Genomic DNA, 25,468 nt, shown 5'->3' with positions numbered 1-25,468 from the left:
AGAATATATTGACGGTAGCGCTGATAAAACTCGCGGAGGCGGTGCATGGGGGTAGGGGAGAAGCGCGAAAGTACGCCGGGTAAATTTTGCGTACTTTTGAGGCTATCTCTGTCTGAACTATTAATGGCTGTTATTCCTCTTAAGCGCTGGATTTTTGCGCCCGACCCCGACCCCGCGACGGTAGCCGGCCTGGTGCAAGCGCTGGGTATCAGCCCGCTACTGGCCCGGCTGCTGGGGCAGCGCGGCATTAGCACGCCCGCCGCGGCCCGCGATTTCTTCGAGCCCGACCTGAACAAACTGGTATCGCCCTGGCTGATGTGCGACATGGACCTGGCCGTGGCCCGCGTGCGCCGGGCCCTCGACGGCGGCGAGCGCATTCTGGTGCTGGGCGATTACGACGTGGACGGCATCACGTCGGTGGCACTGGTAGTGAGCTACCTGCGGCCGCTGGCCGATGCGCCCGGCACGCCCGACGAGGCCAGCCGCCTGCAACCCTACATCCCGGACCGCCACCGTGAGGGCTACGGCATCTCGATGCAGGCTGTGGATTTTGCCAAGGCCAATGGCTTTGGCCTGGTCATCGCCCTCGACTGCGGCGTGAAGGCCGTGGAGCAGGTGGCCTACGCCAAGTTGCGGGGCCTGGACTTCGTGATTTGTGACCACCACCTGCCCGGCGACGAGCTGCCGCCCGCCGTGGCCGTGCTCGACCCCAAGCGCCCCGACTGCGACTATCCCTACCCCGAGCTTTCGGGCTGCGGCGTGGGCTTCAAGCTCCTGCAAGCCTTTACCGAGCAGCTAGGCCTACCGCTGGCCCCACTCTACGCCCAGCTCGACCTCGTGACGGTAAGCATCGCGGCCGACGTGGTGCCCGTGACTGGCGAAAACCGCATCCTGGCCGCCCACGGCCTGCGCCGCTTCAACGTGACGCAGGCGGCGGCTTTTGCCGTGCCCCAGCCCTCGGCTCTGGCCGCCGCCGATACCCTCGACGGCCCCGCGCCGCTGGCCGCGCCGGCCGCTGTGCCGAGCGCCGATGGCCTGCGCCCCGGTCTGGCCGCGCTGCACGAGCTGGCTACTCCCCGGCCGGGACCGCTGAGCCTCAGCTCATTGGTGTTCGGCTTCGCGCCGCGCATCAACGCGGCCGGGCGCATGGGCGACGCCCACCGCGCCGTGAACATGCTGCTGGCCTCGACCCAGCAGGAGGCCCGCTACACCGCCGAGGTAGTGGACCACATGAACCAGGAGCGCCGCCTCTCTGACACGCGCACCACCCAGGAGGCGCTGGCCCTCATCGCCGAAGACCCCGAAGGCGCGACCGCGCCGGCCACCGTGCTCTACCAGGCGCACTGGCCGCAGGGCGTGCTCGGCATCGTAGCCTCGCGCTGCCTCGACCAATACTACCGCCCCACCGTCATCCTGACCGAGCGCGATGGGCTGGCCACCGGCTCGGCCCGTTCGGTGGCTGGCTTCGACGTGCACGAGGTGCTGGAAGCCTGCGCCCCGCTGCTGCGCCAGTTTGGCGGCCACAAGGCGGCGGCCGGCTTGGCCCTACCCGTTGAAAACGTGCCGGCCTTCCGGGCGCAGTTTATGCGTGAGGTGACCGCCCGGCTGCCCGCCGGCCAGCTGCCGGTGCGCCCCGTAGACATTGATGCCGAGTTGGATTTCACCCAGCTCACCGAGGAATTCTTGCAGCAGCTCAGCCGCCTGGAGCCCTTTGGGCCAGGTAACCCTGCGCCCATATTTGCCAGCCGGGGCGTGCGGGCCGTGCCGGGCTCGGTGCGGCCGGTGGGCCAGGCGGGCCACCTCAAAATCCGGCTCATGCAGCCCGAGCGCGCCCCTGGCGTTCTTCTCGAAGGCATCGGCTTCGGCCTGGGCCACTACCTGCCCCGCTTGCTCGAAAATCCCGACGTGGATTTTAACGCCTGCTACGCTTTGGAAATGAACGAGTTCCGGGGTAGCCGCACCTTGCAGCTCCGGCTACTTGATTTGCACTGGGAGTAATTCAGTGATTAATGTCGTTTAATGTGCTAGAACGGTATTATCATTAAACACTAACCGTTAATCACTAAAAACGTGCGTTACGTTTCCCTTGACCTCGAAATGAGCGGGCCGGACCCGTTGCGGCACCAGGTGTTAGAGCTGGCCGCCGTGGTGGAAGATACCCGCCGTGCCGCCGACACGCCGCTGGCGGCGCTACCAGCCTTCCGCCGGGCGCTGCGCCACCCCGAAATCTGCGGTACGGCCGGGGCGCTGGCCCTCAACGCGGGCTTGCTGCACGAGCTGGCCGATAAAACCAAGGCCGACGCGCCCGACATCTGCCGGCCCGAGGAGGTGCTGCCGCAACTGCGTGAATTTCTGCTGGCCAATGGCTTTCGGCCCGATAAAAAAGACCGCGTGAGCGTGACGATAGCTGGCAAGAATGTGGCCACCTTCGACCTGCTCTTTCTGCGCCAATTGCCCGGCTGGGGTACGCTCATCAAGGCCGAGCCGGCCACCCTGGACCCGGCCGCCTTTTACCTCAACTGGCACAAAGACAGCCGCTTGCCCACCATGCTCATCTGCCAGGCCCGCGCCGGCGACGCCGAGCCCCACGTAGCCCACCAGGCCTTGGCCGATGCGCTGGAAGTCGTGCGCCTGCTGCGGCCGTTTTATGAGCACCCGGTTTATAAAATAAATAATGAGTAATAGGCAATGGGTGATGTCGTTCAGCCCATTAGAGCAACATTGCCGATTACTCATTTTACCAGGACCCGCTGGCCCCACCGCCGCCGCTGTCGCCACCGCCCCACGAGTCGCCAGACGAGGACGAGGAGCTACTATCGCTGTCAGAAGACGACCCGGACGAACTGAAGCCAACGCCCGTACCGGCGAGAGCCGTCCAGCCCCAGAGCGCTTCGCTGCCTAACGCGCGAAATAACAGCGCCAGCAACAGACCCATAATGAGCAGTACGAGGCCCCAGGAGAGGGTAGTGTCGGCCGGGGGCGCGAAGGAAGCGGTTTCGCCCTGCGCCAGCTGAATAAGTTGGGTAGTAACGGCATCCAACCCGTCATAGTACTGCTGATTCTTGAAAGCGGGCTCCAAGACATTGGTAATGAGGCGTTCGCAAGTGGCATCGGGAATAGCGCCTTCGAGGCCGTAGCCGGTCTGGATGCGGAGGCCGTGCTCCTGCATGGCTACTAGCACCAGCAGGCCATTGTTGTTGTGGCGCTGCCCGATGCCCCAGCTGTGGTAGAGCTGCTGAGCATAGTCGGCCAACTCGTTACCGTTTAGGCTCGGTACCGTCACCACCACCAGTTGGGTAGTGGAAGCGTGCTCAAATTCCTGAAGCTTCGTGCTTAGCGCGCGCAGCTCATTTGTGGTTAGAATACCCGCCGCATCCACTACGGGCGTGTACACCGCGGGCCGCACGGGCATCCCGCTGCTGGTAGCGGCCGGGTGCGGGGCACCCAGGTGCGCCAGCCCGGCACTAGCCCAATTCCACAAAAGCGTACTAAATATCGCAATGAAAACGCTGGCAATCAGCAGTATCCCCAGGCAGCCCAGGCTCCTAAAAATTTTGCCCACCATCGATATTGAGGGCTCATCGGTCGGAAGGGCCGCTGGAATCGGACTGTTGCGGGGCTTTTTGCTCATAAACGAGGAAGCAGATGCCAGCTCTATCGGGACATTAGAAACCGCCTGGCTTTTGCTAAAGCCCGCCTTATGACTTTGAAGCTACCAACTGCCGCTGGCCCCGCCGCCGCCGCTGCTACCCCCCCCGAAGCCCCCGAAGCCGCCCCCACCACCGCCGCCGAAGCCACCGCCCCCGCCGCCAAATACGCCCCTACCCCCCGCAAAATCGCCGAAGAGGATGGGCCCCATGAGGCCGCCGCCGATGCCGCCGCGCCCGCCGCCACCGCCGCGCGAGCGCAGCAGGAAAATGAGGATGAGTGCCCCGATGATAACCCAGAACCCAATGCCGGAACCCGACGAATCGCCCTGGTTTTGCGCGTCGTTGGGGTCGGCTTTGTACTCGCCTTTAGCCAGGGAAATGAGCTGGTCGGTGGCCCGGTCGAGGCCCGCGTAGTAGTCGTTTTGCTTGAAAGCTGGTACCAGCGTATTGCTGATAATGCGCTTGGCCAAGGCGTCGGGCACGGCACCTTCCAGGCCGTAGCCGGTCTGGATGCGGGCCTCGTGCTCCTTGGCCGCCACCAGCACTAAAATACCGTTGTCCTTGCCCTTGCGGCCGATGCCCCAGCTTTCGTACAGCTTCTGGGCGTAGTCGGCCATGTCGTTGCCGTCAAGGCTGGGTATCGTCACCACCGCAATCTGCGACGATGTGCTATCGTTATATGTCACTAGCTTTTGCTCCAGTGCGGCCACCTGTTGTGGCTGCATCAAGCCGGCCAGGTCGTTGACAAGGCGCGGCGGATTGGGCCGCGGTGGCACGGTCTGGGCGCGGGCAGCTAGGCCGAGTACCAAGCTCAGGCAGAGTAGCAGCAACCCGGTCCAAGCCGCTGGGCGCGGGGCCCTACTCCTCGGAATAAGCGTTAGCAGGGTCTTCATTGGCCGGCGGGGGGGGTAGGGGCATCGTCGCCGTAAGAGATGTCGTCGGGCAGCTCGTTCACGTCGGTAGCCGCGTCGTAGGGGAAGAGCTGGCGCAGCTGCTCGCCCACCAGCCGAATGCCGCGCTCCAGCCCGGCCACGTATTTTTCCTGCCGGAAATGGCCCACCACTTCCTCCTTCACGGCCTCCCAAAAGTCGTCGGGCACCGCGGAGTTAATGGCCGCGTCGCCCACCACGGCAAACTGCCGCGTCTGCCAAGCCAGGTAAAACAGCACGCCATTGCGCAGCTTGGTATGGTGCATTTTCAGCTCCGCGAATACCTGCGCCGCGCGGTCGAGCGGCTCCGGGGTCGGGCATTTATCTTCCAAATGCAGCCGGATTTCGCCTGAAGTGCGCAGCTCCGCCGCCTTGATGGCGGCCACGAGCCCGGCTTCTTGGGCAGGCGTAAGGGGATGAGTCATAGTAAATCAGAGATGAAATAAAATTGTTTGTCAGTGTGAGGAGGAACGACGGAGCAACCTTTCCTTCCGTTAGCGAACGAATAGGAAGAATTGCTCCGTCGTTCCTCCTCGCACTGGCAGACAATTACTTGTTCGGCAGCCCGGCGACTACTTGCTGCCCGCTGGCGTGTTGCCGCCGCCCATGTCGCCAAAGTCCACTTTTGGCGCTTCTTTAGCGCCGGCATCGGCCTCGAAGTAGCCTTTGGGTGGGAAGCCGAACATGCCCGCGAAGAGGTTGTTGGGGAAGGAGCGGGTGAAGGTGTTGTAGTCGTTCACGCTCTCGTTGAACTTATTGCGCTCCACGTTGATGCGGTTCTCGGTGCCCTCAATCTGAGCTTGCAGCTCCTGGAAGTTGGCATTGGCCTTCAGCTCGGGGTAATTTTCGCTCACGGCCAGCAGCCGGCCCAGCCCGGCCGAGAGCTGGCTCTGGGCAGCCTGAAATTTTTGGATGTTTTCGGGCGTCAGCTGGTCGGCATTTAGCTGCACGCTGGTCGCCTTGGCGCGGGCTTCGATGACACCTTCGAGGGTAGATTTCTCGAAATTGGCCGCGCCCTTCACCGTATTCACGAGGTTCGGAATCAGGTCGGAGCGGCGCTGGTAGGAGCTTTGCACGTTGGCCCACTGGCTTTTAACGGCCTGGTCGCGCTGCACCATGCCGTTGTAGCCGCACGACGACTGCGTGAGCATCAGCAGCAGTCCGGCGAAGTAGAGAAGAAGGCGTTTCATAAGGTTGGAGGATTTCTAAGTGCCGGGCGCTAGCTTTGAGGCCCTGCGGTGGGAAAGAATTAAACCTGGCCGCGCAACCTCCACCGGGCGGTGACGGTTGTGGAGCCTGACCGGCGCAAAGTACGCAGCCGCTCGGCAACGGTTGTAGGGTGGTGCTTTTCCGCCTTTGCCTTCTTCGTCCATGAAAGCTATTATTCCCGTGGCCGGCATCGGCTCGCGCCTGCGCCCGCACACCCACACCCAGCCCAAAAGCCTGGTGCCGGTGGCTGGCAATACCATCCTGGGCCACATCATCGACCGGCTGCGCGGGGCCGGCCTCACCGAGTTTGTCTTCATCATTGGCTACCTGGGCGAGAAGATTGAGCAGTATGTGCGCCGCTACTACCCGGAGCTTGATGCCACCTTCGTGGTGCAGGAGCCGCGCGAGGGCTTGGGCCACGCCCTGTGGGTAGCCCGCGATACCTTCCGCCACGACCCCGACGGCGTGCTGATTCTGCTCGGCGATACCATCGTGGACGTGGACCTGACCGCCCTGTTGCGCCAGCCCGGCTCGGTACTGGCCGTGAAGGAAGTCAAAACCCCCAGTCTCTTTGGCCTGGTCGAAACCGACGAAACCGGCCTAGTGAGCCGGGTAGTCGAGAAGCCCCGCATCCCGAAGTCGAACTACGCGCTGGTGGGCCTATACAAAATCGCCAACGCCGAGGCCCTGGCCCAGGCGCTGGAATGGCTCATCGCCACCGGCCGCCGCACCCACGAGGAGTACCAGCTCACCGACGCGCTCATGCACCTTATCGAAGAGGGCGAAGTGATGCACACCGCCGCCGTGGATAACTGGTTTGACTGCGGCCGCAAAGAAACCCTGCTCGAAGCCAACGCCCGCCTGCTCGACCGCCCCGAGTTTCGCGAAGTACGTGATTACCCCGAGTTTCCGAACACGGTCGTCATTCCGCCGGTCAGCATCGGGGTAGGGTGCCGCATCGAGCACGCCATCATTGGCCCCAACGTGGCCATCGGCGACCGCACCATTATCCGCCACACCATCGTCAGCGACAGCATCATCGGCTCCTACTCCGAGCTAAGCTCAGCTGTAATGAGCGACTGCATTGTGGGCTCCGACGCCTCCTTCAAAGGACTGAACCACAGCCTGAACCTGGGCGACAACACGGAGATTGACTACGGCCAGGCGCGGGGCTAAAAACTAAATAAAACCGTCTGTCATTGCGAGCGCAATGAAGTGGAGCGCGGCAATGACAGACGTGGGCTGATTACTCAATTACCACATTATCAATCAGCCGCACACCGTCCAAATGCGCGGCTACGCACAAGGCTAGCGGCTGGCCGATAGTATACTGCGCCACCGGCTGCAAGCTGTGCGCATTCACCAGTTCGAAGTATTCGGGGGTAAACTCGGGAGCCTTAGCCAGGTAGCCCAGGGCCTGGGCTTGGACCTGGGCGGGGGGTAGGCCCTGGCGCACCTGCGCGGCGGCCGCGGTCAGTACCTGGTACAAGAGCGGGGCCGCGGCTCGCGCCGCCGGCGAAAGCCGGCGGTTGCGCGACGACATGGCCAGGCCATCGGCCTCGCGTACGGTGGGGTACACCACCAGCTCTAAATCAAAGGATAAGTCGGCCACTAGCTGCCGCACCACGGCTACTTGCTGGAAGTCCTTCTGCCCGAAGTACGCTACGTGGGGCCGGGCGAAGTGAAAAAGCTTGCTTACCACCGTGGCTACCCCATTGAAGTGGCCGGGCCGGTGCGCGCCCTCCATCACCTGCTCCAAGGCCCCGAAGTCGAAGCGCAACATGGTGGGCTGCGGGTATACCTCGGCTACGGGGGGTAGGAAAAGGGCCGTGCAACCGGCCGGAGCCAGCAGGGCGGCATCCTGCTCGGGCACGCGGGGGTAGAGGCGCAGGTCGTCGGGGTTATTGAACTGGGTAGGATTAACGAATACGCTGGCAATCACTTCGTCGCACTGCGTGGCGGCGGCCTGCACTAGTTGCAGATGCCCTTCGTGCAAGGCACCCATCGTGGGTACCAGGCCGAGGCGGCGGCCGGCCGCACGCTGGGTTTCGGTGTAGGCGCGCAGTTCGGCGGCGTTAGTAAAAATGTGCATTAAGCTGAACGAGAAAATAGCGAGGCTGAGCGAATTTTATTGCAAATTCGAGAAAAAATGCGTAATTTTGAGGAGCCAATCTATGGCCCGTTCCCAAATCCTTTAGCTCCTCCCACATGTCGAAGTTGCGAATTCTATACGCGGCCACCGAAATAGACCCCTTCCTCCAGACTACGAAAGTAGCGGAGCTGCTGCGCCGCCTGCCGGCCGGAATGCAGGAGTCGGGAGCCGAGATTCGGATTTTCGTGCCCCGCTTCGGCATCATTAACGAGCGCAAAAACCGACTGCACGAGGTGGTGCGCCTCTCAGGCATTAACATCGCGGTGGGCGACGACGAAAAGCCGCTGGTTATTAAGGTAGCCTCCATTCCGACCGCGAAGCTACAGGTTTATTTCATCGACAACGAGGACTACTTCCACCGCAAGTCGGCGCTAGTGGACAAAAACGACAAGTTTTACCTCGACAACGACGAGCGCGCCATCTTCTTCTGCAAGGGCGTGCTCGAAACGGTGAAGAAGCTTGGCTGGTCGCCCGACATCGTGCATTGCAACGACTGGATGACTTCGCTCATCCCGCTTTACCTGAAAACGACCTACAAGAAAGACCCGGTTTTCAAGGATGCCAAGTCGGTATTCACGGTCTACAATAACGAATTTCTAGATAAATTCGAAGGCAACCTAATTGAAAAAGCCAAGATGCTCGACATCGACGACGATATGCTGACGTCGCTCAAGTCGGCTGACTTCTCGGGCTTCGTGAAGCTGGGCATGCAGTACGCCGACACGGTAGTGCGCTCAGACGAAGACTTTTCGGACAACCTCAACGGCCTGTTCAAAGAGTATGCCTCGCGCAAGACCCTGAGCCAGGTAGCGACCGACGAGAATCTGCTCTCCTCGTACCAGGCTCTTTACGACGAGCTGGCCAACTAATTCCTACCCCCGCAGGCAAGCGAATGCCCGCTTCCCGGTCGCGGTAAAAAGCGTAACTTTGCATTTCCTAAGCTGGCCGCTGGCCTCGCTGCAAGCGGGCCGGCGGCCAGCTTTTTGTATTAAAAAGGAGCGGCTGGCCACAAAATTGCTTATCGGCCGGCCTCAGCTTCTGGCTAAATGTGTCTTGATTTTCTTCATCTATTAGATATTTATCGCCATGTGTGGCATCGTAGCGTATCTGGGCCATCGGGAAGCCTGCCCCATTATCCTCAAAGGTTTGCATCGCCTCGAATACCGCGGCTATGATTCGGCCGGCGTGGCCCTGCTCAACGGCACGCTGAGCGTGTATAAGAAAAAGGGCAAAGTCGCGGAGCTCGAAAAATTCCTGGCTGACAAGGATACCCACGCCACGGTGGGCATGGGCCACACCCGCTGGGCTACCCACGGCGAGCCCAATGACGTGAATGCCCACCCGCACTTCTCGACTTCGGAGCGCATCGCCATTATTCACAACGGCATTATTGAGAACTACGCGTCCCTCAAAACTCACCTGGAGCAGCAGGGCCACGTCTTCCACTCCGATACCGACACCGAGGTATTCGTCAATCTGATTGAGGAGATTCAGCAGCAAAACCACTGCTCGCTCGAAGAAGCCGTGCGCCTGGCGCTGCACGAAGTCATCGGGGCCTATGCCATCGTGGTGCTCAGCAAGGATGCGCCCGACCAGCTCATCGCGGCCCGCAAGGGCTCGCCGCTGGTGATTGGCATTGGAGAGGGCGAGTTTTTCGTGGCCTCCGACGCTACCCCCATCATCGAGTACACCAACGAGGTAGTCTATGTGAACGACTACGAGCTGGTCGTTATTAAAGACGGGCAACTGGCCATTCGTTCGCGCGAGGACGTGGTGCAGACGCCCTACATTCAGCGCCTGGAGCTGGAGCTAGACAGCATCGAAAAAGGTGGCTACGAGCATTTTATGCTCAAGGAGATTTTCGAGCAGCCGCGTTCCATCCTGGATTCCATGCGCGGCCGGCTGGAGCTGGGCGGCAGCCACTTGAACATGGCCGGCTTCCGGGCCTACGAGCAGAAGTTTGTGAATGCCCAGCGCATCATCATTGTCGCCTGTGGCACTTCCTGGCACGCCGGCCTGGTAGCCGAATACCTGATTGAGGACCTGGCCCGCATTCCGGTAGAAGTGGAGTACGCCTCGGAATTCCGCTACCGCAACCCCGTTATCTCGGAGCGCGACATCGTAATTGCCATCTCGCAGAGCGGCGAAACCGCCGACACGCTGGCCGCCCTGGAGCTGGCCAAGAGCAAGGGCGCGACCATCTTTGGCATCTGCAACGTGGTGGGCAGCAGCATTGCCCGCGCCACCGACGCAGGCGCTTACACCCACGCCGGCCCCGAAATCGGGGTAGCCTCCACCAAGGCGTTCACGGCCCAAGTAACGGTGCTGACGCTGCTGGCTATGTGCATCGGCCAGCGTAAAGGCACCCTCTCGGATACCCGCCTGCGCGAGTTGACGGCGGAGCTGCACAACATTCCAGCTAAAGTAGAGAAGGCCCTCAAGCTCGACACCGAGATTCAGGAGATTGCCGAGACGTTCAAGGACGTGCCCAATTTCCTCTACCTGGGCCGGGGCTATAACTTCCCGGTAGCGCTGGAAGGTGCGCTTAAGCTGAAAGAAATCAGCTACATCCATGCCGAGGGCTACCCCGCCGCCGAAATGAAGCACGGCCCCATCGCCCTTATTGACGAGAACATGCCGGTGGTCGTCATCGCCACCAAGGACAGCTCTTACGAGAAGGTAGTGAGCAATATTCAGGAGGTGAAAGCTCGCAAGGGCCGTATTATCGCGGTGGTAACGGAAGGCGACACAATTATCCCGGCAATGGCTGAGTTTGTGATTGAAGTGCCCGCGACCTCCGAGGTGCTCATGCCGCTGGTGTCGGTTATCCCCTTGCAGCTGTTGAGCTACCACATTGCCGTGTTGCGCGGCTGCAACGTGGACCAGCCCCGCAACTTGGCCAAGTCGGTGACGGTGGAGTAAGTCCACTAATCAATCAAGAGTAAGACAAGCAAGAAATCGGCCCTTAATCAGGTAGATTTCTTGCTTATTTTTTACGAATGAATAGCCTATATGCTACGTTTGTCTAACGTTCTCTGTCTGGTTGTATTAGCGCTAAGTTGCGTATTTCCCTTCTTAGTCTTAGCACTTTACAGTCACCCAACTCTCGATGACTTTACCATTGCTACTATTCTGCGCACGACGAATATCTTTAGTTACTGCTGGGATATTTATAACACCCATTCAGGTCGGTTTGCTTCATCGCTTTTCAGTTTTTTCCAGGGATTACTCGGAGAACATTTTTCGTGGTATCCATACTTTATTTTTGGCTTTATTAGTGCTTTCGCTATTAGCTTGTATACTGCTGGTGCTACTTTGGTAGCAGGCTCGCATAGCGATAAGTTACTGATTGGCAGCGTAATACTGATACTGACATTTAGTGCCTTTCCTTGGCCAGCCGAAGGACTCTTTTGGTTAACCGGAGTTCAATCTTACTTAACACCGCTTATTTTTACCTGCTGGCTGTTGGTCTTGCTGGCCAGATGCTACGCTGCTTCCGAGGAGAGAACCCAGCTTAGCCGGTGGCTGCTAAGTGGAGTACTCGGGTTTCTAATTGCCGGATTTTCCGAAATCGGGGCGTTGCTGCTGCTGTTGGTGGGCGGTGCGCTGTGGGTGCTGCCCAGCCTACGGCCGGCTCGCCGGGAAGCTCACTGGGTAGGAGTTGCTATTACAATTGGCTGCCTACTGACACTTGTCGCACCAGGTAATTTTCATCGCCTGCACGCCCGGCCGGGCTACCACATGCAGATTGTGCATTCGGGCGTGCTGGCAATGGTGGGTACGGCTTACCTCCTCCTCAATTGGACTGGTAATGCCTTATTGCTAGCCCTCACGGTAGTGCTGCTGCCAGTGAGCCAGGCCACTACCCGCTATGCTGGCCGTAGCCTGCTCAACCGCCTCACAACGGGACCGGTTTGGTTGTGGCCGCTATTGCTATTGATAGGACTATTCGGCTCCATGTGGTTTTGCTACCTAGTACAGGGTATCGGGCCGGCTTTGCGGGTTAAAAATATCTTGTACTTCTACTTTTTAATTTGCTGGTTCTTGAGCGTGCACGCGGGGGTAGGGCGCTACGCCTTGGCCTGGCCGCTCCGCTACCCGGCGGCGTGGCCGCTCCGCGCAGCCGCGGGGGTAATTATCCTCTGCCTGTTCTTTACCGACCACAATCAGAATCTGGTGCACGAAGGCATTGGCAAGGCCCCTAATACCGTGGTGCAGGCGTACCACGACTGGCTTAGCGGCGATGCGGCTCGCTACAGCTCGGCGGAGTATGCTCGCTATCAGCAGATACGCACCAGCCGACTAGACAGCATACAACTACCCGAACTCCCGGTGCGCCCCGTCACGCTGGTTTACGTTGATATTTCGTACAACCCCGCCTTGTGGGGCAACCAGGTATACGCACGGTTCTTTCACAAGTCGGCCATCTGGGTGAAGCCCAACCCAGCGGCATTGTCTGAATGGCAAGCCGCCCACAAGCCCTAACTTATTCCTACCCCCCCACTCGTCATCATGCCCCACCAGATTATCCTCACCGACCAGGCACCCGCGCCCATTGGTCCTTACTCGCAGGCCGTGCGGGCTGGCAATACCGTGTACGTTTCGGGCCAGATACCGCTGAGCGCCGCCGGCCAGCTGGTGGGTGCCGGCGACGTGACCGCCCAAACGCACCAGGTGCTGCAAAACCTGACCGCCGTGCTGGCCGCCGCCGGACTCCAGCTCACCGACGTGGTGAAGTGCTCTATCTTCGTGAAGGACCTGGGCAACTTCGCCACTATCAACCAGATATACGGCACCTATTTCGATGAAGCTACCGCCCCGGCCCGCGAAACGGTGGAGGTAGCACGCTTGCCCCGCGACGTGGAGGTGGAAATTTCCTGCATCGCGGTGGATAATGGGTGAATGACTCGGGTGGGTATTTATCCATTCGCCCCCTCACTCATTCACCCATTGCCAAACCGTACCTTTGCGGCATTATGACTGAGAGACCTGTTCGAGTGCGCTTTGCACCCTCGCCTACCGGGCCGTTGCACATTGGCGGTGTGCGCACGGCACTTTATAATTACTTGCTGGCCCGTAAGTTGGGCGGCACCATGATACTGCGCATTGAGGACACCGACCAGAACCGGTTTGTGCCGGGTGCGGAAGACTACATCCGCCAGAGCCTCGAATGGGTCGGCATTGAGCTGGACGAAAGCCCCTGGAAGGGTGGCCCGCACGCGCCCTACCGCCAGAGCGAGCGCAAGCCCATGTACCGCGCCTATGCCGACCAGCTCATCCGCGATGGCTACGCCTACTACGCCTTCGACACGCCCGAGGAGCTGGATGTCATGCGCGAGCGCCTGCAAGCCGCCAAGGTGCCCAACCCGCAGTACAATAGCATCACCCGCGCCCAAATGCGCAACTCGCTTACCTTACCCGAGGATGAGGTGAAGCAATTATTGGAAAGTGATACCCCCTACGTCATTCGCCTCAAGGTGCCGCGCAAGGAGGAAGTGCGCTTTCAGGATATGATTCGGGGCTGGGTAGTGGTGCATTCGAGTGCCATCGACGACAAGGTGCTGATGAAGTCGGACGGGATGCCGACCTACCACTTGGCTAACATCGTGGACGACCACCTGATGGAAATCTCGCACGTTATTCGGGGCGAAGAGTGGCTGCCTTCGGCCCCGCTGCATGTGCTGCTGTACCGCTATTTGGGCTGGGAGAAGACTATGCCGCAGTTTGCCCACCTACCCCTGTTGCTGAAGCCCGACGGCACTGGCAAGCTTAGCAAGCGCGACGGCGACCGGCTGGGCTTTCCGGTTTTTGCCCTCGAATGGCGCGGTACCGACCCCGAAACGGGTGAGCCAACTTTGAGCCGCGGCTACCGTGAAGAGGGCTACTTGCCCGAAGCGCTGGTCAATTTCCTGGCTTTCTTGGGCTGGAACCCCGGTACCAGCCAGGAGATTTTCTCGATGCCCGAGCTGATTGAAGCCTTCACAATTGACCGGGTGAGCAAGTCGCCCGCTAAGTTTGACGTGGCCAAGGCCAAGTGGTATAACGAGCACTACCTGCGCGCCAAGTCCGATGCCGAGCTGGCCCCCTACCTGCTCGCGGCCTTGGCTGCGCACGGCTTGGAATGCACCGAGGCCAAGGCCGAGCAAATCGTGGGGGTGATGAAAGAGCGCGTGAGCTTCCCGCAGGATTTCTGGCAGGAAGCGAAGTATTTCTTTCAAGCGCCGACGGAGTATGATGAGCAGGTAGTGACCAAGAAATGGAACGCGCCGGTGAGCGCCGCCCTGGCCGCCTACGCCGAGGCCCTACCCGCCAGCTCGGAGCCCAGTGCCAACGCCGAAGTGCTGAAAGCCATCTTCAACCAGACGATGGAAACCCAGGGCCTGAAGCCGGGCCAGGTGTTGCAAATGCTGCGCGTGGCCATAACGGGTGGTGCCGCCGGCCCCGATTTATTCGAGACGCTGGCCATTCTGGGTACCGGCGAAGTGGCCCAGCGCCTGCGGGCCGCGGTAGAAAAGCTAGGGTAACAGCTAACAAAGCAAGGAGTGGGGAGCAATTGACCACTTCATGCGAGGGGTAAAAAGCCGTTCTGGAAACACTCAGGAACGGCTTTTTGCGTATGCGAAGTAAGCGCTCAGTATTCATCCCTAATTGCTCACCACTCCCCACTGGTCATGGCTAAGAAACCCGTTAAACCCAAAAAGACTACCCCCGACCCCGAGAAGAAGGCCCGCGTGCACAAAGAACTGGAAGGCTTCGAAATCGGGGTGAATCCGCTGGGCGAAATCACGTCCAACTACTCCATCGAGCAGATAAATCAGTTTCTGGGCCGGCACGTGCGCGACAAGAAAATTGTGCATCGTGAGGGACAGTTTGGCGAAGAAGCCCAAGCCAGTGCTGCCGCCGAAGTAGCCCGCTTAGCCCAAGAAGATGAAGACGCTTTCGCCGAAGCCGAAGGTGCGGATGAGCCCGAAGAATCGGATGAGGACTTTATGAAGCGCACCAGCCGCGAGGCCAAGCGCAAGAAAGAGGACGAGGACTAAAGTCTGCCCCTACAGGTGTTGCACTACGCTGGTGGCACCTAATCTGCCATTATCGTAAGTGTCGATTTTTTGCAAAACGCCGGCCTATAAATACGATTGCCACTGCCCAAACCAGTAGAAGTGCAGGCCGCCGGGCTCGTCGGCCACGCGGGCCTGGCCGCGGCGAGCTACTTGGCCGCTGGGGTAGTAGTAGATAAGGTCGCTGAGGCCGTGGCGGCGGTAGCGCTCTTGCCACACCAGGCTGCCCGTGGCCGCGTAGTAACGCCAACGCCCACTGGCCGGCCGTAGCGGTAGCACCCGCGCGTGGTAAGGTTGGGTGTTAGCATCGTCGCTGTATATTCTCCAGCGGCCCTGGTGGTCGCCGTGGTGGTCCACGCGGTTGGGGTGCCAGAAGCCGCGCGGGCCGCTCGATAACCGGGGCCAGCAGCAGGCCGTGGCCAGCGCGCTCAGTAGGGTAAGCAGCAGGATGCGCATCAGCTCTCAGAAAGACAAGAATAGCGGTTGAAAACCCTGTAACGCGAAGCCGACCCGCGCCGCTACAGGGGGGGTAGGGCTGCCTTGGGGCCGCCGCTTACCTTTGCCACTCACCTTTTTTTTCGCTGCGTATGCGCTCCCACGACGTTGATTACCGCATTCTGGGCTCCGATATTCAGGTGCTCGAAATAGAGCTGGACCCTCAGGAAACCGTGATTGCCGAAGCCGGTGCGATGGTGTACATGGATGAGGCCATCGCGTTTGAAACCAAGATGGGCGACGGCTCGGCTCCCGACCAGGGCCTGCTGGGCAAGCTGTTTTCGGCCGGCACGCGGCTGCTCGTGGGCGAAAGCCTGTTTCTGACCCACTTCACGCACCGCGGCAGCGCGGGCAAGAGTCGGGTGGCATTTTCCGCGCCCTACCCCGGCACCATCATCCCCATTGACCTGGGCACCATGCCCCAGGGCCTCATCGTGCAGAAGGATGGCTTCCTGGCCGCCGCGCGGGGCACCCAAATCAGCCTGCACTTCAACCAGAAATTTGGGGCCGGGCTATTTGGCGGTGAAGGCTTTATCCTGCAAAAGCTCACCGGCGACGGCAAGGCATTCGTGCACGCTGGCGGCACCATCATCGAAAAGCGTCTGAACAACGAGCTGCTGCGCGTAGACACGGGCTGCGTGGTGGCTTTTGAACCGAGTATCGACTTCAGCGTGGCCCGCGCCGGGGGGCTCAAGTCGATGATATTTGGGGGCGAGGGGTTGCTGCTGGCTACGCTGCGCGGCACCGGCCGCGTCTGGATTCAGTCAATGCCCATCAAGAAGCTCATCCGGGCGCTGGCCCCCAACGGTGGTAATGCCGGCAAAGAAAGCGGCACCGTGCTGGGCGGGGCGTTGGGGAGCCTGTTTGACGAATAAAACTGGTGTGCCGACTACTTGGGGCTGGTGGCCAACGCGTAGGCCACCACAGCCAACGTGCCAACCAGCGCCGCTACCAGCAGCCCAACTACTACTAATATTCGGTAGGTAGGCGCGCTAGCCGCTTTCAATTGCTTGGCACCATTGAAGGAGGAGCGGCGGTACTGCCGCGCTACGGAGGAGGACAAATGCGGGGAAGCCATAAAAATAAAAGAGTGGGGAAGGGTAGGGCTGCGTGTAAAGTATAACTTCTCAAAATAGCGAGGAAAGGTACGTTGCGTTTGCCAATGCGGATTGTTTCGGCCGGCTAATTGGCTAAGCAGCCGACGTATACTTCCAAAATAGTGCCGAAATAGTACGGCGCTTTTTGGTAGCCGTTTAACAGTGGCTGTTCCTTCTTTCGTTTCATTTTAGCCGCGCCGACGACTGCTTGCATGAATATCGCATTTGCCCCCAATTATGTGCTGCCTCTACCGCCTGGCCACCGCTTCCCGATGCTGAAATATGAGTTGCTGCCCGAGCAGCTGTTGCACGAGGGCACGGCCACGGCCAGCGATTTTTTCATCCCTACCCCTCCGCCGCTGGCCGACGTGCTGCTAACTCACGAGGCCGACTACCTGCACCGCCTGCTGCACGGCCAGCTCACGCGCCCCGAGGAGCGGGCCAGCGGCTTTCCGTGGAGCCCGGCGCTGGCCGCCCGCGAGATGACTTTGCTGGGCGGCACCATTGGCTGTGCGCAGCGGGTGCTGGCGGGCGGAGGGGTAGCGCTCAACATCGCCGGGGGTACACACCATGCCTTCGCGGGCCGGCCCGAGGGCTTTTGCCTGCTCAATGACCAAGCGGTGGCGGCCAATTGGTTGCTGGCCCACGAGCCGGCGCGGGTGCGCCAGATTTTAATTATCGACCTCGATGTGCACCAGGGCAATGGCACGGCAGCCATTTTCCGGCACGAGCCGCGGGTATTCACGTTTTCGATGCATGGCGCGCGCAACTTTCCGGGCCGCAAGGAGGTATCGGACCTCGACTTGGCGCTGCCCGACGGCCTCGGCGATGCTGAGTACCTGGCGCAACTGGCCGACGTGCTGCCGCGCCTGCTCGACGAGCAGGTGCGGCCCGATTTTGTATTTTACCTCAGCGGCGTAGACGTACTGGCCACCGATAAGCTCGGCCACCTGGCTTTGACCCGCGCCGGCTGCCGCCGCCGCGACGAGCTAGTGCTCAGGTCCTGCCACCAGCGCGGCCTACCCGTGGTGATATGCATGGGCGGCGGCTATTCCGCCAATATCATTGACATTGTGGAGGCCCACGCCAACACCTATCGCGTGGCCGCCAGCCTCTGGGACTGAGCCGGTTGGCGAGGGGTAGGGCCGCCCCGGCGCGGCCAACAAAAAGCCCCGCTCCAGGGTAGGAGCGGGGGCTTTAAGTAAAAAACAAAAGCTGTAATTAGCTCTGGTTCGAGGGGCGGTTAGGGTCGTTGCTCGTGCCGCTAAAGGTTTTCGAGAACCAGTCCTTGATGTCGTCGATGGCGTGGCCAGTCTTCTTCTGGATGTTGCCAAAAAACTCGTCCTGCTTGCCTTCGTCGTAGGTCATGTCATCATCGGTGAGCTGGCCCCACTTCTGCTTGGCAGCCCCTTTAATTTGGTTCCAGTCGCCGCGAGCGCGCAGCTCGGTTTGGTCGTTGACGTTATTATCGTTGATATCCATACGTGAAAAACGTGAAAGGGTGGGTGATGGCAGTTGTACGAGGGAGGCGGCCGGCAGGTTAGGCAATTTATAGGCCGCCAGTCAGCGTAATGGCGAGAAAAGCAAAAAAAGCCAGGTAGGCCGCCGACCCCACGCTATAGCCCGCCCAGGCGCGGCCGGCTTTTCTGCGGTTGGCCTGGCGCTGGTAGCCGCTGGCATACGCCGGGTCGTGGAGCAGCTGGGGCTGCGGAGCCATCAGGTTGCGCCCCGCCACGTGCTTGAGGCTGATGCAGGTAGTGGGCACTACGCCATAAATAGGCGAGATAGCAACCACTAAAGCAAACGCGCCCCAAAAGGGCCCGCTCTGGTGATAGTAGCGCCGGGCATGTTGCGCGCCTAGCTGTCGGCGCTGCTCAGCATTCAGGCCGAGCAAGGATGACTGGGCCGTATCGCGGACCGGCGCGGCTGGCGGGAGTACCGCATGGGTGCCATTGGCGTAGCGCACCAAAAAAACGCTGTTTACCGGCAGCCGCAGTGTGTCGGGCTGCTCAGCCGGGGTAGCCGAATCGGCGGCTGGCGGCGGGGGGGTAGGGGCCAGTGCGGTGCCCAGCTGGCCGGGGGTGGGCAAGGCCGCGCCGGGCGCGAGCGGAGTCAGGATTTCCTGCTTCCCATTGGCGTATTTGAGGCGAATTACCTCAGCCTTGCGCACGCTGATGAGCGGCCCATCGGGGTTGTCGAAGCGGTGGTATTTCACTAGTTCCGGCGTGATTTCTAGGACCTTAACCAGCATCTCGGTGCCCTCGCGGCGGGTAAGCAGGTCCTGGGCGGCGGCTGGGCGGGCCAGCGGGGAACAGGGTGGCGGTGAGTAGCAAGCGTTTCATAAGCAGGCAGATAAAAGAGTGAAGGGTAGGCCGAAGCTACCGGCCCTACCCCCGCTTCCGCCAGGCGACTTTGCCACGAATGGGACTTTGCGTTAGCAATTACCTTTGAAGTAAAGCATTGATAGAAAGAGGATTAATTCACACTTCATCGGATTTTAATAAAATATTTTCGGGAGTATCTTTGGGCGGGTAGCGCGGCCAAAAAAAGGCTGTCATACTCCCCTACCCCTCAATGGACGACCTGCGCCTGACCCTGCAAACCCTCTCGCCCGACGACCGCCGCGAACTGGTACAATTCATTCAGTGGCAGCGCCGCCGGGCCGCTGGCCGCCAGGATTTGCGCCTGCTCGGCCTGCTGCTGCACGCCAAGGAATACAGGCCGGAGGAATTGATTCGCAAGCTCTACCCCGACGAGCCTAACGCTGGGGCGTACTACGCCTTGCGCAAGCGGCTCTTCAAGCACCTCACTGATTTTCTGCTGCTGCGCCAGCGCCAGCACGATGCCACGGCTACCACCTCGGTGCGCGGGCAGCTCACGCTGGCGCAGTACCTGTTTGGGGCCGGCGTGCCGCGCCTGGCCTGGACGGTATTGCGCAAGGCCGAAAAGCTGGCCCTCGACAATGAGCAGTACGAGCCGCTGAACGCCGTGTACAACGTGCAGATTGAGTACGCCAGCTCGCCCCACGCCGAGCCGCTGGCCGCCATCATCGAGCGCCGCCACCGCAACAAAAAGGCCGCCGACGAGGAAGAGCGCGCTGGCATTGCCGATGCCCTGCTGCGCCAGCGCCTGCGCCAGGCGCGCCTGCACGGCCGCGGCGCGATACCCGTGGATGAGCTGGTGCGCAGCGTGCTCACCGAGTACGACTTGCAGGAGGCGTTTGCCCGCTCGCCCTCGCTGCTATGCCGGCTGCTGAGCATTACGCGGCACGCCATGCTGGCGCGGGGCGACTTTACCACGTTCGCGCCCTTCATCGAGCGCTGCTACCGGCTCATGGAGCGCCGCCACGGCTTTGCGCCGGCCCAGCGCGGCTACCAGTTGCGGCTGCTCTACATGCTGGCCCACGCCTTGTACCGGGCGCGGCGCTTCGCCGAATCGGTGGCCTACCTGGAGCAGGCGCTGGCCGTGCTGGCCGCCGCCCCCGCCCGGCAGTTTGTCGATGTGGGGCCCCGCCTCACGTTTTTGCTGGCCGCTAATTATGCCTTTTTGAATCGCAACCTGGAAAGCATCAGCTTATTAGAAAATGCGCTGAAAGCCAAGCCGCCCCTGCCGCCCGCCGCGCAGCTCACGGCCCGCTTGCAGCTTACGTTCCATTATTTTGCCGAAGGCAAGTTTGCTAAAGCCAGCCAGACGCTCATCAGCCTCGACCGCACCGACCACTGGCTGGAGCAGAATATGGGCTTCGAATGGCTGCTGAACCACAACATCGGCGAACTGCTCATTCAGTTGGAACTGGGCAACCCCGACGTGGCCCTCGTGCGCCTGCGGGCCACCGAGCGGCGGCTGCATGAGCAGTTTCCGGCCGCCGAGGCCACCGCCGAACAGCCCCCTACCCCCCTCGGCGGCCCCTACCACGCGGTGGTGCGCTACCTGGAGTTGGTGCACGAAATTATCAACGACCCGGCCGTGGCGACTACCCCCGCCTTTACCGGCCGCGTAGCTACTATACCAGCTTTCCTGTCCGAGGAACGCGAAGATTTACAGGTAATTAGCTTCTACGCCTGGCTGCGGGCGCGGGTGCTGGGGCGGCCCTATTATGAGGTGCTGCTGCAAGTGGCGGGGTAGGGGGTTGACTTTAGAATAAGGAATCATTCCATTCTTTATTCTAAACTTTAAATTCAACTCATAGCTCCTTGCGTAGCCGCGCCACCGGAATATTCAGCTGCTCGCGGTACTTGGCCACGGTGCGGCGCGCGATGTTGTAACCCCTGGCGTTCAGCATTTTCTCCAGCTTGTCGTCGCTGAGCGGGTGGTCTTTTTTCTCGTTGCCGATGAGGTCGCGCAGGATGCTTTTGACCTCGCGGCTGCTGGCATCCTCGCCCGAGTCGGTGGCGATACCTTCGGAGAAAAAGAATTTGAGGGGGTAGATGCCGTGCTCGGTCTGCACCGATTTTGAGTTGGCAACCCGGCTCACGGTGGAGATGTCCATGCTAATCTGCTGGGCGATGTCCTTGAGAATCATGGGCCGGAGCTTCGATTCGTCGCCGGTAAGGAAGAACTCGCGCTGCAAGTCCACGATGGACGACATGGTGCGCAGCAGCGTGTTCTGGCGCTGCCGGATGGCGTCGATAAACCACTTGGCCGAGTCGAGCTTCTGCTTCACGAAGCTCACGGCCTCCTTCATTTTCTGGTCCCTCTTGGCGGCCTTGTCGTAGGTCTGGAGCATTTCGCGGTAGTCGCGGCTCACGCGCAGTTCGGGGGCGTTGCGGGCATTAAGGGTCAGGTTCAGCTCGCCGTTGTCGTTGGTGAGGATGAAGTCGGGCATCAGGTACTGCGCCCCGCCGCCGCTGCCACGGCCGCCGTTCACGGGGCCGTTGCCGCCCGGCTTGGGGTTCAGCTTGAGAATTACGGCCACCGCGGCTTTTAGCTCATCATCTTCTAAATCAAGCTTTTGCTGAATGCGCTGGTAGTGTTTTTTGGTAAATTCCTCAAACGTTTCGGTCAGGATGCGCTCGGCGTTCAGCGTGTCCTCGTCCTGGGGCCGGCGCTCCAGTTGCAGAAGCAGGCACTCGGGCAGGTCGCGGGCGGCGATGCCCGGCGGGTCGAACTGCTGGATAACGTGCAGTACAATTTCAATCTCGGCCTCGCTTACCTCCACGTTCTGGCTGAACGCCAGGTCGTTGGCAATAGCCGCTAGGTCGCGCCGGATGTAGCCATCGCCATCAATCGAGCCGATTAGCTGCTCGCCGATGGCCTGTTGCTGCGCGCTGAGTCGGGCAAAGTTCAACTGGTCGAGCAACGAGTCCTGAAGCGAGCCGCTAGTATCGGCCAGGGGCATTTCGCGCTCCTCTTCTTCGCCAGGGCCGTCGCCCTGCATTTTGTAGCCCGCTATCTCATCGTCGTTGACGTAATCGCTGATGTCAATTTCGTGATTGTCGTTGTCGATGCCCAGGGCCTCGGGCTCAGCGGCGGGCTCGGGGCGCTCGTCGGCGTAGTCGTCGGGGCCGGCCCCGTCGTTAGCTGGCTCGCCCATGCTGAAATCCTCATCCAGCGTCGTATCGTCGCTGTCGAGCGAGTCGTTGGGGTCGTCGGCTTCGGGAGCCTCGTCGGCGTCGTCGCGGTCATCGGTCTCCTCCCCATCGCCTTCTTCCAGGGCCGGGTTAATCTCCATTTCCTCCTTGATGCGGGTTTCCAGCTCGGCCGTCGGAATTTGCAGCAGCTTGATAAACTGGATTTGCTGCGGCGACAGACGTTGGGATAGAAGTTGTTTAAAATCAAGGCGTTGCATAAAGTAGGGCGGGCGTGAAACAAAGGCAGGAGCAGCGCGCTGGAGGCAGACTTACGCAAGAACGCACCAAAAAGTCGTAGGCTAATACTCTCAACTTCCCGCCGGGGTTAGTGCGCGGGGCATAGGGCCGGGCTTTACCTTTGCTTCAATCATCCTTCACGGGCGGTCGCTCCCTTCTTCCCATGTTATCAATCGAGCTTACCCGGCTATTCAACTGGGCTACGCTGCCCACTATCGATGCCGAGGAACTGTTTGACGAGCCAGAGATAAATGAGGTAATGCGGTGGGCTAATAACCAGCCATTACCTGAGCAAGAGGAATTGCTTCGCGCGTTGCCGAAGCGCCTACCTGCGCTGGACCCAACCAAAGCCTCGGTCGTCCTGGTGTTGGCGGGCGGGCTTGTCGAAAATGGCGCATCTCCCCACGTACTAATTGCGGCTGGCATCGCTCACTTGGCGCGTTTGCGAGCCTTACTCGCGGAAGGTCTGGCGCTGCCTCCCGCCGCGTGGCGCTTCGCCATTATCGGCTTGATGGCAATGCTTTGCCGTTCGGCCGAGGGGCGGGCTTTATTCAAGCAACAAACCGAATTATTAGCCTGGCTGGAGGAGGAGGAAGAAACTTCCAGCCATTTTTTTTATTTGCTGCGAATAGCTGAGGTAAGCGATGAGGAGGTACTGTGGGTGGTATTTCCAGACTACGGTACGGGTCTGGAGTTATCGGCCTTACAAGTAAATAATACCTTTCATCTCCTAACGCTCATGCAGCCGCTGATGCTGAGCCAAGCGGCCGCGCTACGGCTGCGAAGCCAGCCCAAGCCAACTGACCCGGCCATTCTCCGCTACGCCCTCCACGATTCGCTAACCCCCCCGGAGGCCAGCGATTACAATCGCTTTGAATGGCTAAACGCGCTGGCGTATCAAGGCGGCTCTCTCGACCGGCTGGCCTCGGCCTGGGGCGAAGCCCCTGTATCGTCACTGCCACGGGTGCTAGAACGGGTTGTGCTGCTAGCTACCGAAAATGAAAACCGGCTGGTGCGTAGCTGGGATGCGACCTATCTAAGCGCGCTGCACAGTGCAAACCGCCCGGAAGTGACTATCCGGCGCTTGCTGTCGCCGGAAGAAGTGAGCAGCTTGCTTCAGGCTATCCATCCTCCGGTAGCCACTCCCGTTGCCGAGTCCCCCGCCAAGCGCAGTCTGTGATATCGCTTCAGCGGAAAATAGCGGCCTACCCCCACGCTCACGCAAAAAAGTTACCTTTGCTGCCTCCATTATGAGTTATTCCATGCCCGCCGACCAGCCCCGCCGCACCCGCATTCAAGACTTGCTCACGAGTACCGACCTCCCCCGCGACGTGCTGGTGAAGGGCTGGGTGCGCACCCGGCGGGGCAATAAATACGTGCAATTTATCGCCCTCAACGACGGCTCGGGCCTCGCTACCCTCCAAATAGTGGCCGACGCCACTAAGTTTTCGGACGAAAGCCTGAAGGAAATCACGACCGGCGCGTGCATTGCCGTGCGCGGCCAGCTGGTGGCCAGCCAAGGTAAAGGGCAGGCCGTGGAAGTGCAGGCCGCCGAAATAACCGTGCTCGGCCCCGCCGACCCCGAGGCCTACCCCCTCCAAAAGAAGGCCACCTCGCTGGAACACCTGCGTGAAATTGCGCACCTGCGGCCGCGTACCAATACCTTCGGGGCGGTACTGCGCATTCGGCACGCGCTGGCGTTCGCCATTCACCAGTATTTCAACGACCACGGGTTTTACTACGTGCACACGCCCATCATCACGGGCTCTGATGCCGAGGGCGCGGGCCAGATGTTCCGGGTTACCACCCTACCCCCCGAGCACCCGCCGCGCACCGCTGATGGCTCAGTAGATTATAGCCAGGATTTTTTTGGCAAGCAAACCAACCTCACCGTGAGCGGGCAGCTCGAAGGTGAGCTGGCGGCGCTGGCGCTGGGCCAGGTCTACACCTTCGGCCCCACCTTCCGGGCCGAAAACTCGAACACCCCGCGCCACCTGGCCGAGTTCTGGATGATAGAGCCCGAAGTGGCCTTCAACGACCTCACCGACAATATGGACCTGGCCGAGGATTTTCTGCAAAGCCTGGTCAAATATGCCTTAGCGCATTGCGCCGATGACCTGCAATTTCTCAATGACACCTACGACAAGGAGCTGCTGGCGCGGCTCAACTCCGTGACCGAGAACGCCTTTCAGCGCCTCACCTACACCGAGGCGGTGGAAATATTGAAGGCGGCGAAGCAGAAATTCGAGTTTCCCGTGGACTGGGGCACCGACTTGCAGAGCGAGCATGAGCGCTACCTGGTAGAAAAGCACTTTCAGAAGCCGGTTATCCTGACCAACTACCCCAAGGACATCAAGGCGTTCTACATGAAGCTAGACGACGACGGCCGCACCGTGCGGGCGATGGATGTGCTCTTTCCCGGCATTGGCGAAATCATTGGCGGCTCGCAGCGCGAGGAAAACCTGGCCCGCCTCGAAGCCCGCATGGCCGAGATGCACGTGCCCGCCGAGGAGCTGTGGTGGTACCTCGACACGCGCCGCTTTGGCAGCGCGCCGCACGCGGGCTTCGGCCTGGGCTTCGAGCGCCTGGTGCTATTCGTGACAGGCATGACCAACATTCGCGATGTGATTCCGTTTCCGCGCTTTCCCAAGAACGCGGAGTTTTAGGTCTAGCCGCTGGCTAAATCGCTGCTAGTCGCGGCGGGGTCGTCGGTTCTTTTGCGGCCTATCAGGGTTTCGTAGTGGAGGTAACCCCAGTCGCTCATGGCCTGCACCACGCTTAGCAGCGACTGGCTGTGCGGGGTGCTCTCGTACTCGACCGTGATGGGCCGGGTATCGCAGACGGTGCGCTTCACGAGTTGGTGCACCTCCAGCTCCTGCAACTCTTTGGAGAGAATGCGGGGCGAGATGCCGATTTCGCGGCTCAGCTCTTTGAAGCGGTACTTGCGGGCCAGTAGTGCCGCGAGGATAACGAGCTTCCACTTACCGCTGATGACCTCCAGCGTGTCGCGCACGGCCTGGGGTTGGCTTTTGGCCGCGGAGCCGGGGCAGACGAGCATATGGGTATTGTTT

At 60.6% G+C, this 25,468-nt stretch carries 25 protein-coding genes; 14 read left to right on the top strand and 11 right to left on the bottom strand.

Annotated elements, in window-relative coordinates; translation table 11 throughout:
• The first annotated feature begins 123 nt into the window (after positions 1-123).
• Entirely contained in the window at positions 124-1,998 is a 1,875-nt protein-coding gene (gene recJ / locus LC531_RS18215; protein ID WP_223652829.1) for a single-stranded-DNA-specific exonuclease RecJ, read from the top strand.
• Between the two features lie 72 nt (positions 1,999-2,070).
• Positions 2,071-2,682, top strand: coding sequence for a 3'-5' exonuclease family protein (locus LC531_RS18210; RefSeq protein WP_223652827.1), 612 nt, complete (start codon positions 2,071-2,073; stop codon positions 2,680-2,682).
• 55 nt (positions 2,683-2,737) lie between these two features.
• Here the strand turns inward: LC531_RS18210 and LC531_RS18205 are convergent, their stop codons facing one another.
• From LC531_RS18205 to LC531_RS18190, 4 genes are all read right to left on the bottom strand, one after another.
• A complete protein-coding gene (locus tag LC531_RS18205; RefSeq protein ID WP_223652825.1) occupies positions 2,738-3,631 on the bottom strand; it encodes a TPM domain-containing protein in 894 nt (297 codons plus the stop codon).
• An 81-nt stretch (positions 3,632-3,712) separates the two neighbouring features.
• Complete coding sequence (locus LC531_RS18200; protein WP_223652823.1) at positions 3,713-4,543, bottom strand: TPM domain-containing protein; 831 nt, start codon at positions 4,541-4,543, stop codon at positions 3,713-3,715.
• Entirely contained in the window at positions 4,540-5,004 is a 465-nt protein-coding gene (locus LC531_RS18195) for a TPM domain-containing protein (RefSeq protein ID WP_223652814.1), read from the bottom strand. The genes LC531_RS18200 and LC531_RS18195 overlap by 4 nt, the downstream gene beginning before the upstream one ends.
• 147 nt (positions 5,005-5,151) lie before the next feature.
• Positions 5,152-5,769 carry a LemA family protein gene (locus LC531_RS18190; protein WP_416138562.1) on the bottom strand — a complete coding sequence of 206 codons (618 nt, stop codon included), beginning with the start codon at positions 5,767-5,769 and terminating at the stop codon, positions 5,152-5,154.
• A 181-nt stretch (positions 5,770-5,950) separates the two neighbouring features.
• On the opposite strand from LC531_RS18190, the gene LC531_RS18185 reads away from it, so the two are divergent.
• On the top strand, positions 5,951-6,964 hold the full coding sequence (locus LC531_RS18185; RefSeq protein WP_223652812.1) for a sugar phosphate nucleotidyltransferase: 1,014 nt from the start codon (positions 5,951-5,953) through the stop codon (positions 6,962-6,964).
• A 70-nt stretch (positions 6,965-7,034) separates the two neighbouring features.
• On the opposite strand, the gene panC is transcribed toward LC531_RS18185, so the two are convergent.
• Positions 7,035-7,880, bottom strand: a complete 846-nt coding sequence (gene panC, locus LC531_RS18180) for a pantoate--beta-alanine ligase (protein WP_223652811.1) — start codon at positions 7,878-7,880, stop codon at positions 7,035-7,037.
• Positions 7,881-7,996: 116 nt separating this feature from the next.
• Between panC and LC531_RS18175 the strand changes: the two genes are divergently transcribed.
• The 6 genes from LC531_RS18175 to LC531_RS18150 all read left to right on the top strand — a co-directional run bounded on the left by LC531_RS18175 (position 7,997) and on the right by LC531_RS18150 (position 14,980).
• A complete protein-coding gene (locus LC531_RS18175; protein WP_223652810.1) occupies positions 7,997-8,809 on the top strand; it encodes a glycogen/starch synthase in 813 nt (270 codons plus the stop codon).
• Positions 8,810-9,026: 217 nt separating this feature from the next.
• The gene (gene glmS, locus LC531_RS18170; RefSeq protein WP_223652809.1) at positions 9,027-10,862 is read left to right on the top strand and encodes a glutamine--fructose-6-phosphate transaminase (isomerizing); all 1,836 of its coding nucleotides are present in this window, start codon (positions 9,027-9,029) and stop codon (positions 10,860-10,862) included.
• A gap of 90 nt (positions 10,863-10,952) precedes the next feature.
• A complete protein-coding gene (locus tag LC531_RS18165; protein WP_223652808.1) occupies positions 10,953-12,425 on the top strand; it encodes a DUF6056 family protein in 1,473 nt (490 codons plus the stop codon).
• Positions 12,426-12,452: 27 nt separating this feature from the next.
• Positions 12,453-12,842, top strand: a complete 390-nt coding sequence (locus LC531_RS18160) for a RidA family protein (protein WP_223652807.1) — start codon at positions 12,453-12,455, stop codon at positions 12,840-12,842.
• A gap of 74 nt (positions 12,843-12,916) precedes the next feature.
• Positions 12,917-14,464 (top strand): glutamate--tRNA ligase, encoded by a 1,548-nt coding sequence (gltX, locus tag LC531_RS18155; protein ID WP_223652806.1) that lies wholly within the window; start codon positions 12,917-12,919, stop codon positions 14,462-14,464.
• A gap of 147 nt (positions 14,465-14,611) precedes the next feature.
• Entirely contained in the window at positions 14,612-14,980 is a 369-nt protein-coding gene (locus LC531_RS18150) for a hypothetical protein (RefSeq protein ID WP_223652805.1), read from the top strand.
• A gap of 84 nt (positions 14,981-15,064) precedes the next feature.
• Here the strand turns inward: LC531_RS18150 and LC531_RS18145 are convergent, their stop codons facing one another.
• Complete coding sequence (locus LC531_RS18145) at positions 15,065-15,454, bottom strand: toxin-antitoxin system YwqK family antitoxin (protein WP_223652804.1); 390 nt, start codon at positions 15,452-15,454, stop codon at positions 15,065-15,067.
• 131 nt (positions 15,455-15,585) lie between these two features.
• On the opposite strand from LC531_RS18145, the gene LC531_RS18140 reads away from it, so the two are divergent.
• Positions 15,586-16,368 carry a TIGR00266 family protein gene (locus tag LC531_RS18140; protein WP_223652803.1) on the top strand — a complete coding sequence of 261 codons (783 nt, stop codon included), beginning with the start codon at positions 15,586-15,588 and terminating at the stop codon, positions 16,366-16,368.
• A 14-nt stretch (positions 16,369-16,382) separates the two neighbouring features.
• Here the strand turns inward: LC531_RS18140 and LC531_RS18135 are convergent, their stop codons facing one another.
• On the bottom strand, positions 16,383-16,571 hold the full coding sequence (locus LC531_RS18135; protein ID WP_223652802.1) for a hypothetical protein: 189 nt from the start codon (positions 16,569-16,571) through the stop codon (positions 16,383-16,385).
• Positions 16,572-16,829: 258 nt separating this feature from the next.
• On the opposite strand from LC531_RS18135, the gene LC531_RS18130 reads away from it, so the two are divergent.
• The gene (locus LC531_RS18130; RefSeq protein WP_332874864.1) at positions 16,830-17,714 is read left to right on the top strand and encodes a histone deacetylase family protein; all 885 of its coding nucleotides are present in this window, start codon (positions 16,830-16,832) and stop codon (positions 17,712-17,714) included.
• A 97-nt stretch (positions 17,715-17,811) separates the two neighbouring features.
• Here the strand turns inward: LC531_RS18130 and LC531_RS18125 are convergent, their stop codons facing one another.
• Both LC531_RS18125 and LC531_RS18120 read right to left on the bottom strand, forming a co-directional pair.
• Complete coding sequence (locus LC531_RS18125) at positions 17,812-18,072, bottom strand: CsbD family protein (RefSeq protein ID WP_223652800.1); 261 nt, start codon at positions 18,070-18,072, stop codon at positions 17,812-17,814.
• A 67-nt stretch (positions 18,073-18,139) separates the two neighbouring features.
• Entirely contained in the window at positions 18,140-18,841 is a 702-nt protein-coding gene (locus tag LC531_RS18120; RefSeq protein ID WP_223652799.1) for a hypothetical protein, read from the bottom strand.
• Between the two features lie 323 nt (positions 18,842-19,164).
• Between LC531_RS18120 and LC531_RS18115 the strand changes: the two genes are divergently transcribed.
• A complete protein-coding gene (locus tag LC531_RS18115; RefSeq protein ID WP_223652797.1) occupies positions 19,165-20,715 on the top strand; it encodes a hypothetical protein in 1,551 nt (516 codons plus the stop codon).
• 58 nt (positions 20,716-20,773) lie between these two features.
• Here the strand turns inward: LC531_RS18115 and rpoN are convergent, their stop codons facing one another.
• Complete coding sequence (gene rpoN / locus LC531_RS18110; protein WP_223652795.1) at positions 20,774-22,378, bottom strand: RNA polymerase factor sigma-54; 1,605 nt, start codon at positions 22,376-22,378, stop codon at positions 20,774-20,776.
• Between the two features lie 182 nt (positions 22,379-22,560).
• On the opposite strand from rpoN, the gene LC531_RS18105 reads away from it, so the two are divergent.
• Together LC531_RS18105 and asnS are read left to right on the top strand one after the other, a co-directional pair.
• Positions 22,561-23,577 (top strand): hypothetical protein, encoded by a 1,017-nt coding sequence (locus LC531_RS18105; RefSeq protein WP_223652792.1) that lies wholly within the window; start codon positions 22,561-22,563, stop codon positions 23,575-23,577.
• An 82-nt stretch (positions 23,578-23,659) separates the two neighbouring features.
• On the top strand, positions 23,660-25,063 hold the full coding sequence (asnS, locus tag LC531_RS18100; RefSeq protein ID WP_223653997.1) for an asparagine--tRNA ligase: 1,404 nt from the start codon (positions 23,660-23,662) through the stop codon (positions 25,061-25,063).
• A gap of 2 nt (positions 25,064-25,065) precedes the next feature.
• Here asnS and LC531_RS18095 read toward each other — a convergent pair whose 3' ends face one another.
• The gene (locus LC531_RS18095) at positions 25,066-25,455 is read right to left on the bottom strand and encodes a winged helix-turn-helix transcriptional regulator (RefSeq protein ID WP_223652790.1); all 390 of its coding nucleotides are present in this window, start codon (positions 25,453-25,455) and stop codon (positions 25,066-25,068) included.
• Positions 25,456-25,468: the final 13 nt, after the last annotated feature.

It is taken from the genome of Hymenobacter psoromatis, assembly GCF_020012125.1.
Lineage (GTDB): Bacteria > Bacteroidota > Bacteroidia > Cytophagales > Hymenobacteraceae > Hymenobacter > Hymenobacter psoromatis.
This window is presented reverse-complemented; position numbering and strand designations above follow the sequence as displayed.

Excerpts from the sequence above, each read along its gene's own strand:
- recJ (WP_223652829.1), top strand. The coding sequence starts at position 124 with ATGGCTGTTATTCCTCTTAAGCGCTGGATTTTTGCGCCCGACCCCGAC.
- LC531_RS18205 (WP_223652825.1), bottom strand. The coding sequence starts at position 3,631 with ATGAGCAAAAAGCCCCGCAACAGTCCGATTCCAGCGGCCCTTCCGACC.
- LC531_RS18200 (WP_223652823.1), bottom strand. The coding sequence starts at position 4,543 with ATGAAGACCCTGCTAACGCTTATTCCGAGGAGTAGGGCCCCGCGCCCA.
- LC531_RS18195 (WP_223652814.1), bottom strand. The coding sequence starts at position 5,004 with ATGACTCATCCCCTTACGCCTGCCCAAGAAGCCGGGCTCGTGGCCGCC.
- LC531_RS18190 (WP_416138562.1), bottom strand. The coding sequence starts at position 5,769 with ATGAAACGCCTTCTTCTCTACTTCGCCGGACTGCTGCTGATGCTCACG.
- LC531_RS18185 (WP_223652812.1), top strand. The coding sequence starts at position 5,951 with ATGAAAGCTATTATTCCCGTGGCCGGCATCGGCTCGCGCCTGCGCCCG.
- panC (WP_223652811.1), bottom strand. The coding sequence starts at position 7,880 with ATGCACATTTTTACTAACGCCGCCGAACTGCGCGCCTACACCGAAACC.
- LC531_RS18175 (WP_223652810.1), top strand. The coding sequence starts at position 7,997 with ATGTCGAAGTTGCGAATTCTATACGCGGCCACCGAAATAGACCCCTTC.
- glmS (WP_223652809.1), top strand. The coding sequence starts at position 9,027 with ATGTGTGGCATCGTAGCGTATCTGGGCCATCGGGAAGCCTGCCCCATT.
- LC531_RS18165 (WP_223652808.1), top strand. The coding sequence starts at position 10,953 with ATGCTACGTTTGTCTAACGTTCTCTGTCTGGTTGTATTAGCGCTAAGT.
- LC531_RS18160 (WP_223652807.1), top strand. The coding sequence starts at position 12,453 with ATGCCCCACCAGATTATCCTCACCGACCAGGCACCCGCGCCCATTGGT.
- gltX (WP_223652806.1), top strand. The coding sequence starts at position 12,917 with ATGACTGAGAGACCTGTTCGAGTGCGCTTTGCACCCTCGCCTACCGGG.
- LC531_RS18150 (WP_223652805.1), top strand. The coding sequence starts at position 14,612 with ATGGCTAAGAAACCCGTTAAACCCAAAAAGACTACCCCCGACCCCGAG.
- LC531_RS18145 (WP_223652804.1), bottom strand. The coding sequence starts at position 15,454 with ATGCGCATCCTGCTGCTTACCCTACTGAGCGCGCTGGCCACGGCCTGC.
- LC531_RS18140 (WP_223652803.1), top strand. The coding sequence starts at position 15,586 with ATGCGCTCCCACGACGTTGATTACCGCATTCTGGGCTCCGATATTCAG.
- LC531_RS18135 (WP_223652802.1), bottom strand. The coding sequence starts at position 16,571 with ATGGCTTCCCCGCATTTGTCCTCCTCCGTAGCGCGGCAGTACCGCCGC.
- LC531_RS18125 (WP_223652800.1), bottom strand. The coding sequence starts at position 18,072 with ATGGATATCAACGATAATAACGTCAACGACCAAACCGAGCTGCGCGCT.
- LC531_RS18120 (WP_223652799.1), bottom strand. The coding sequence starts at position 18,841 with ATGCTGGTTAAGGTCCTAGAAATCACGCCGGAACTAGTGAAATACCAC.
- LC531_RS18115 (WP_223652797.1), top strand. The coding sequence starts at position 19,165 with ATGGACGACCTGCGCCTGACCCTGCAAACCCTCTCGCCCGACGACCGC.
- rpoN (WP_223652795.1), bottom strand. The coding sequence starts at position 22,378 with ATGCAACGCCTTGATTTTAAACAACTTCTATCCCAACGTCTGTCGCCG.
- LC531_RS18105 (WP_223652792.1), top strand. The coding sequence starts at position 22,561 with ATGTTATCAATCGAGCTTACCCGGCTATTCAACTGGGCTACGCTGCCC.
- asnS (WP_223653997.1), top strand. The coding sequence starts at position 23,660 with ATGCCCGCCGACCAGCCCCGCCGCACCCGCATTCAAGACTTGCTCACG.
- LC531_RS18095 (WP_223652790.1), bottom strand. The coding sequence starts at position 25,455 with ATGCTCGTCTGCCCCGGCTCCGCGGCCAAAAGCCAACCCCAGGCCGTG.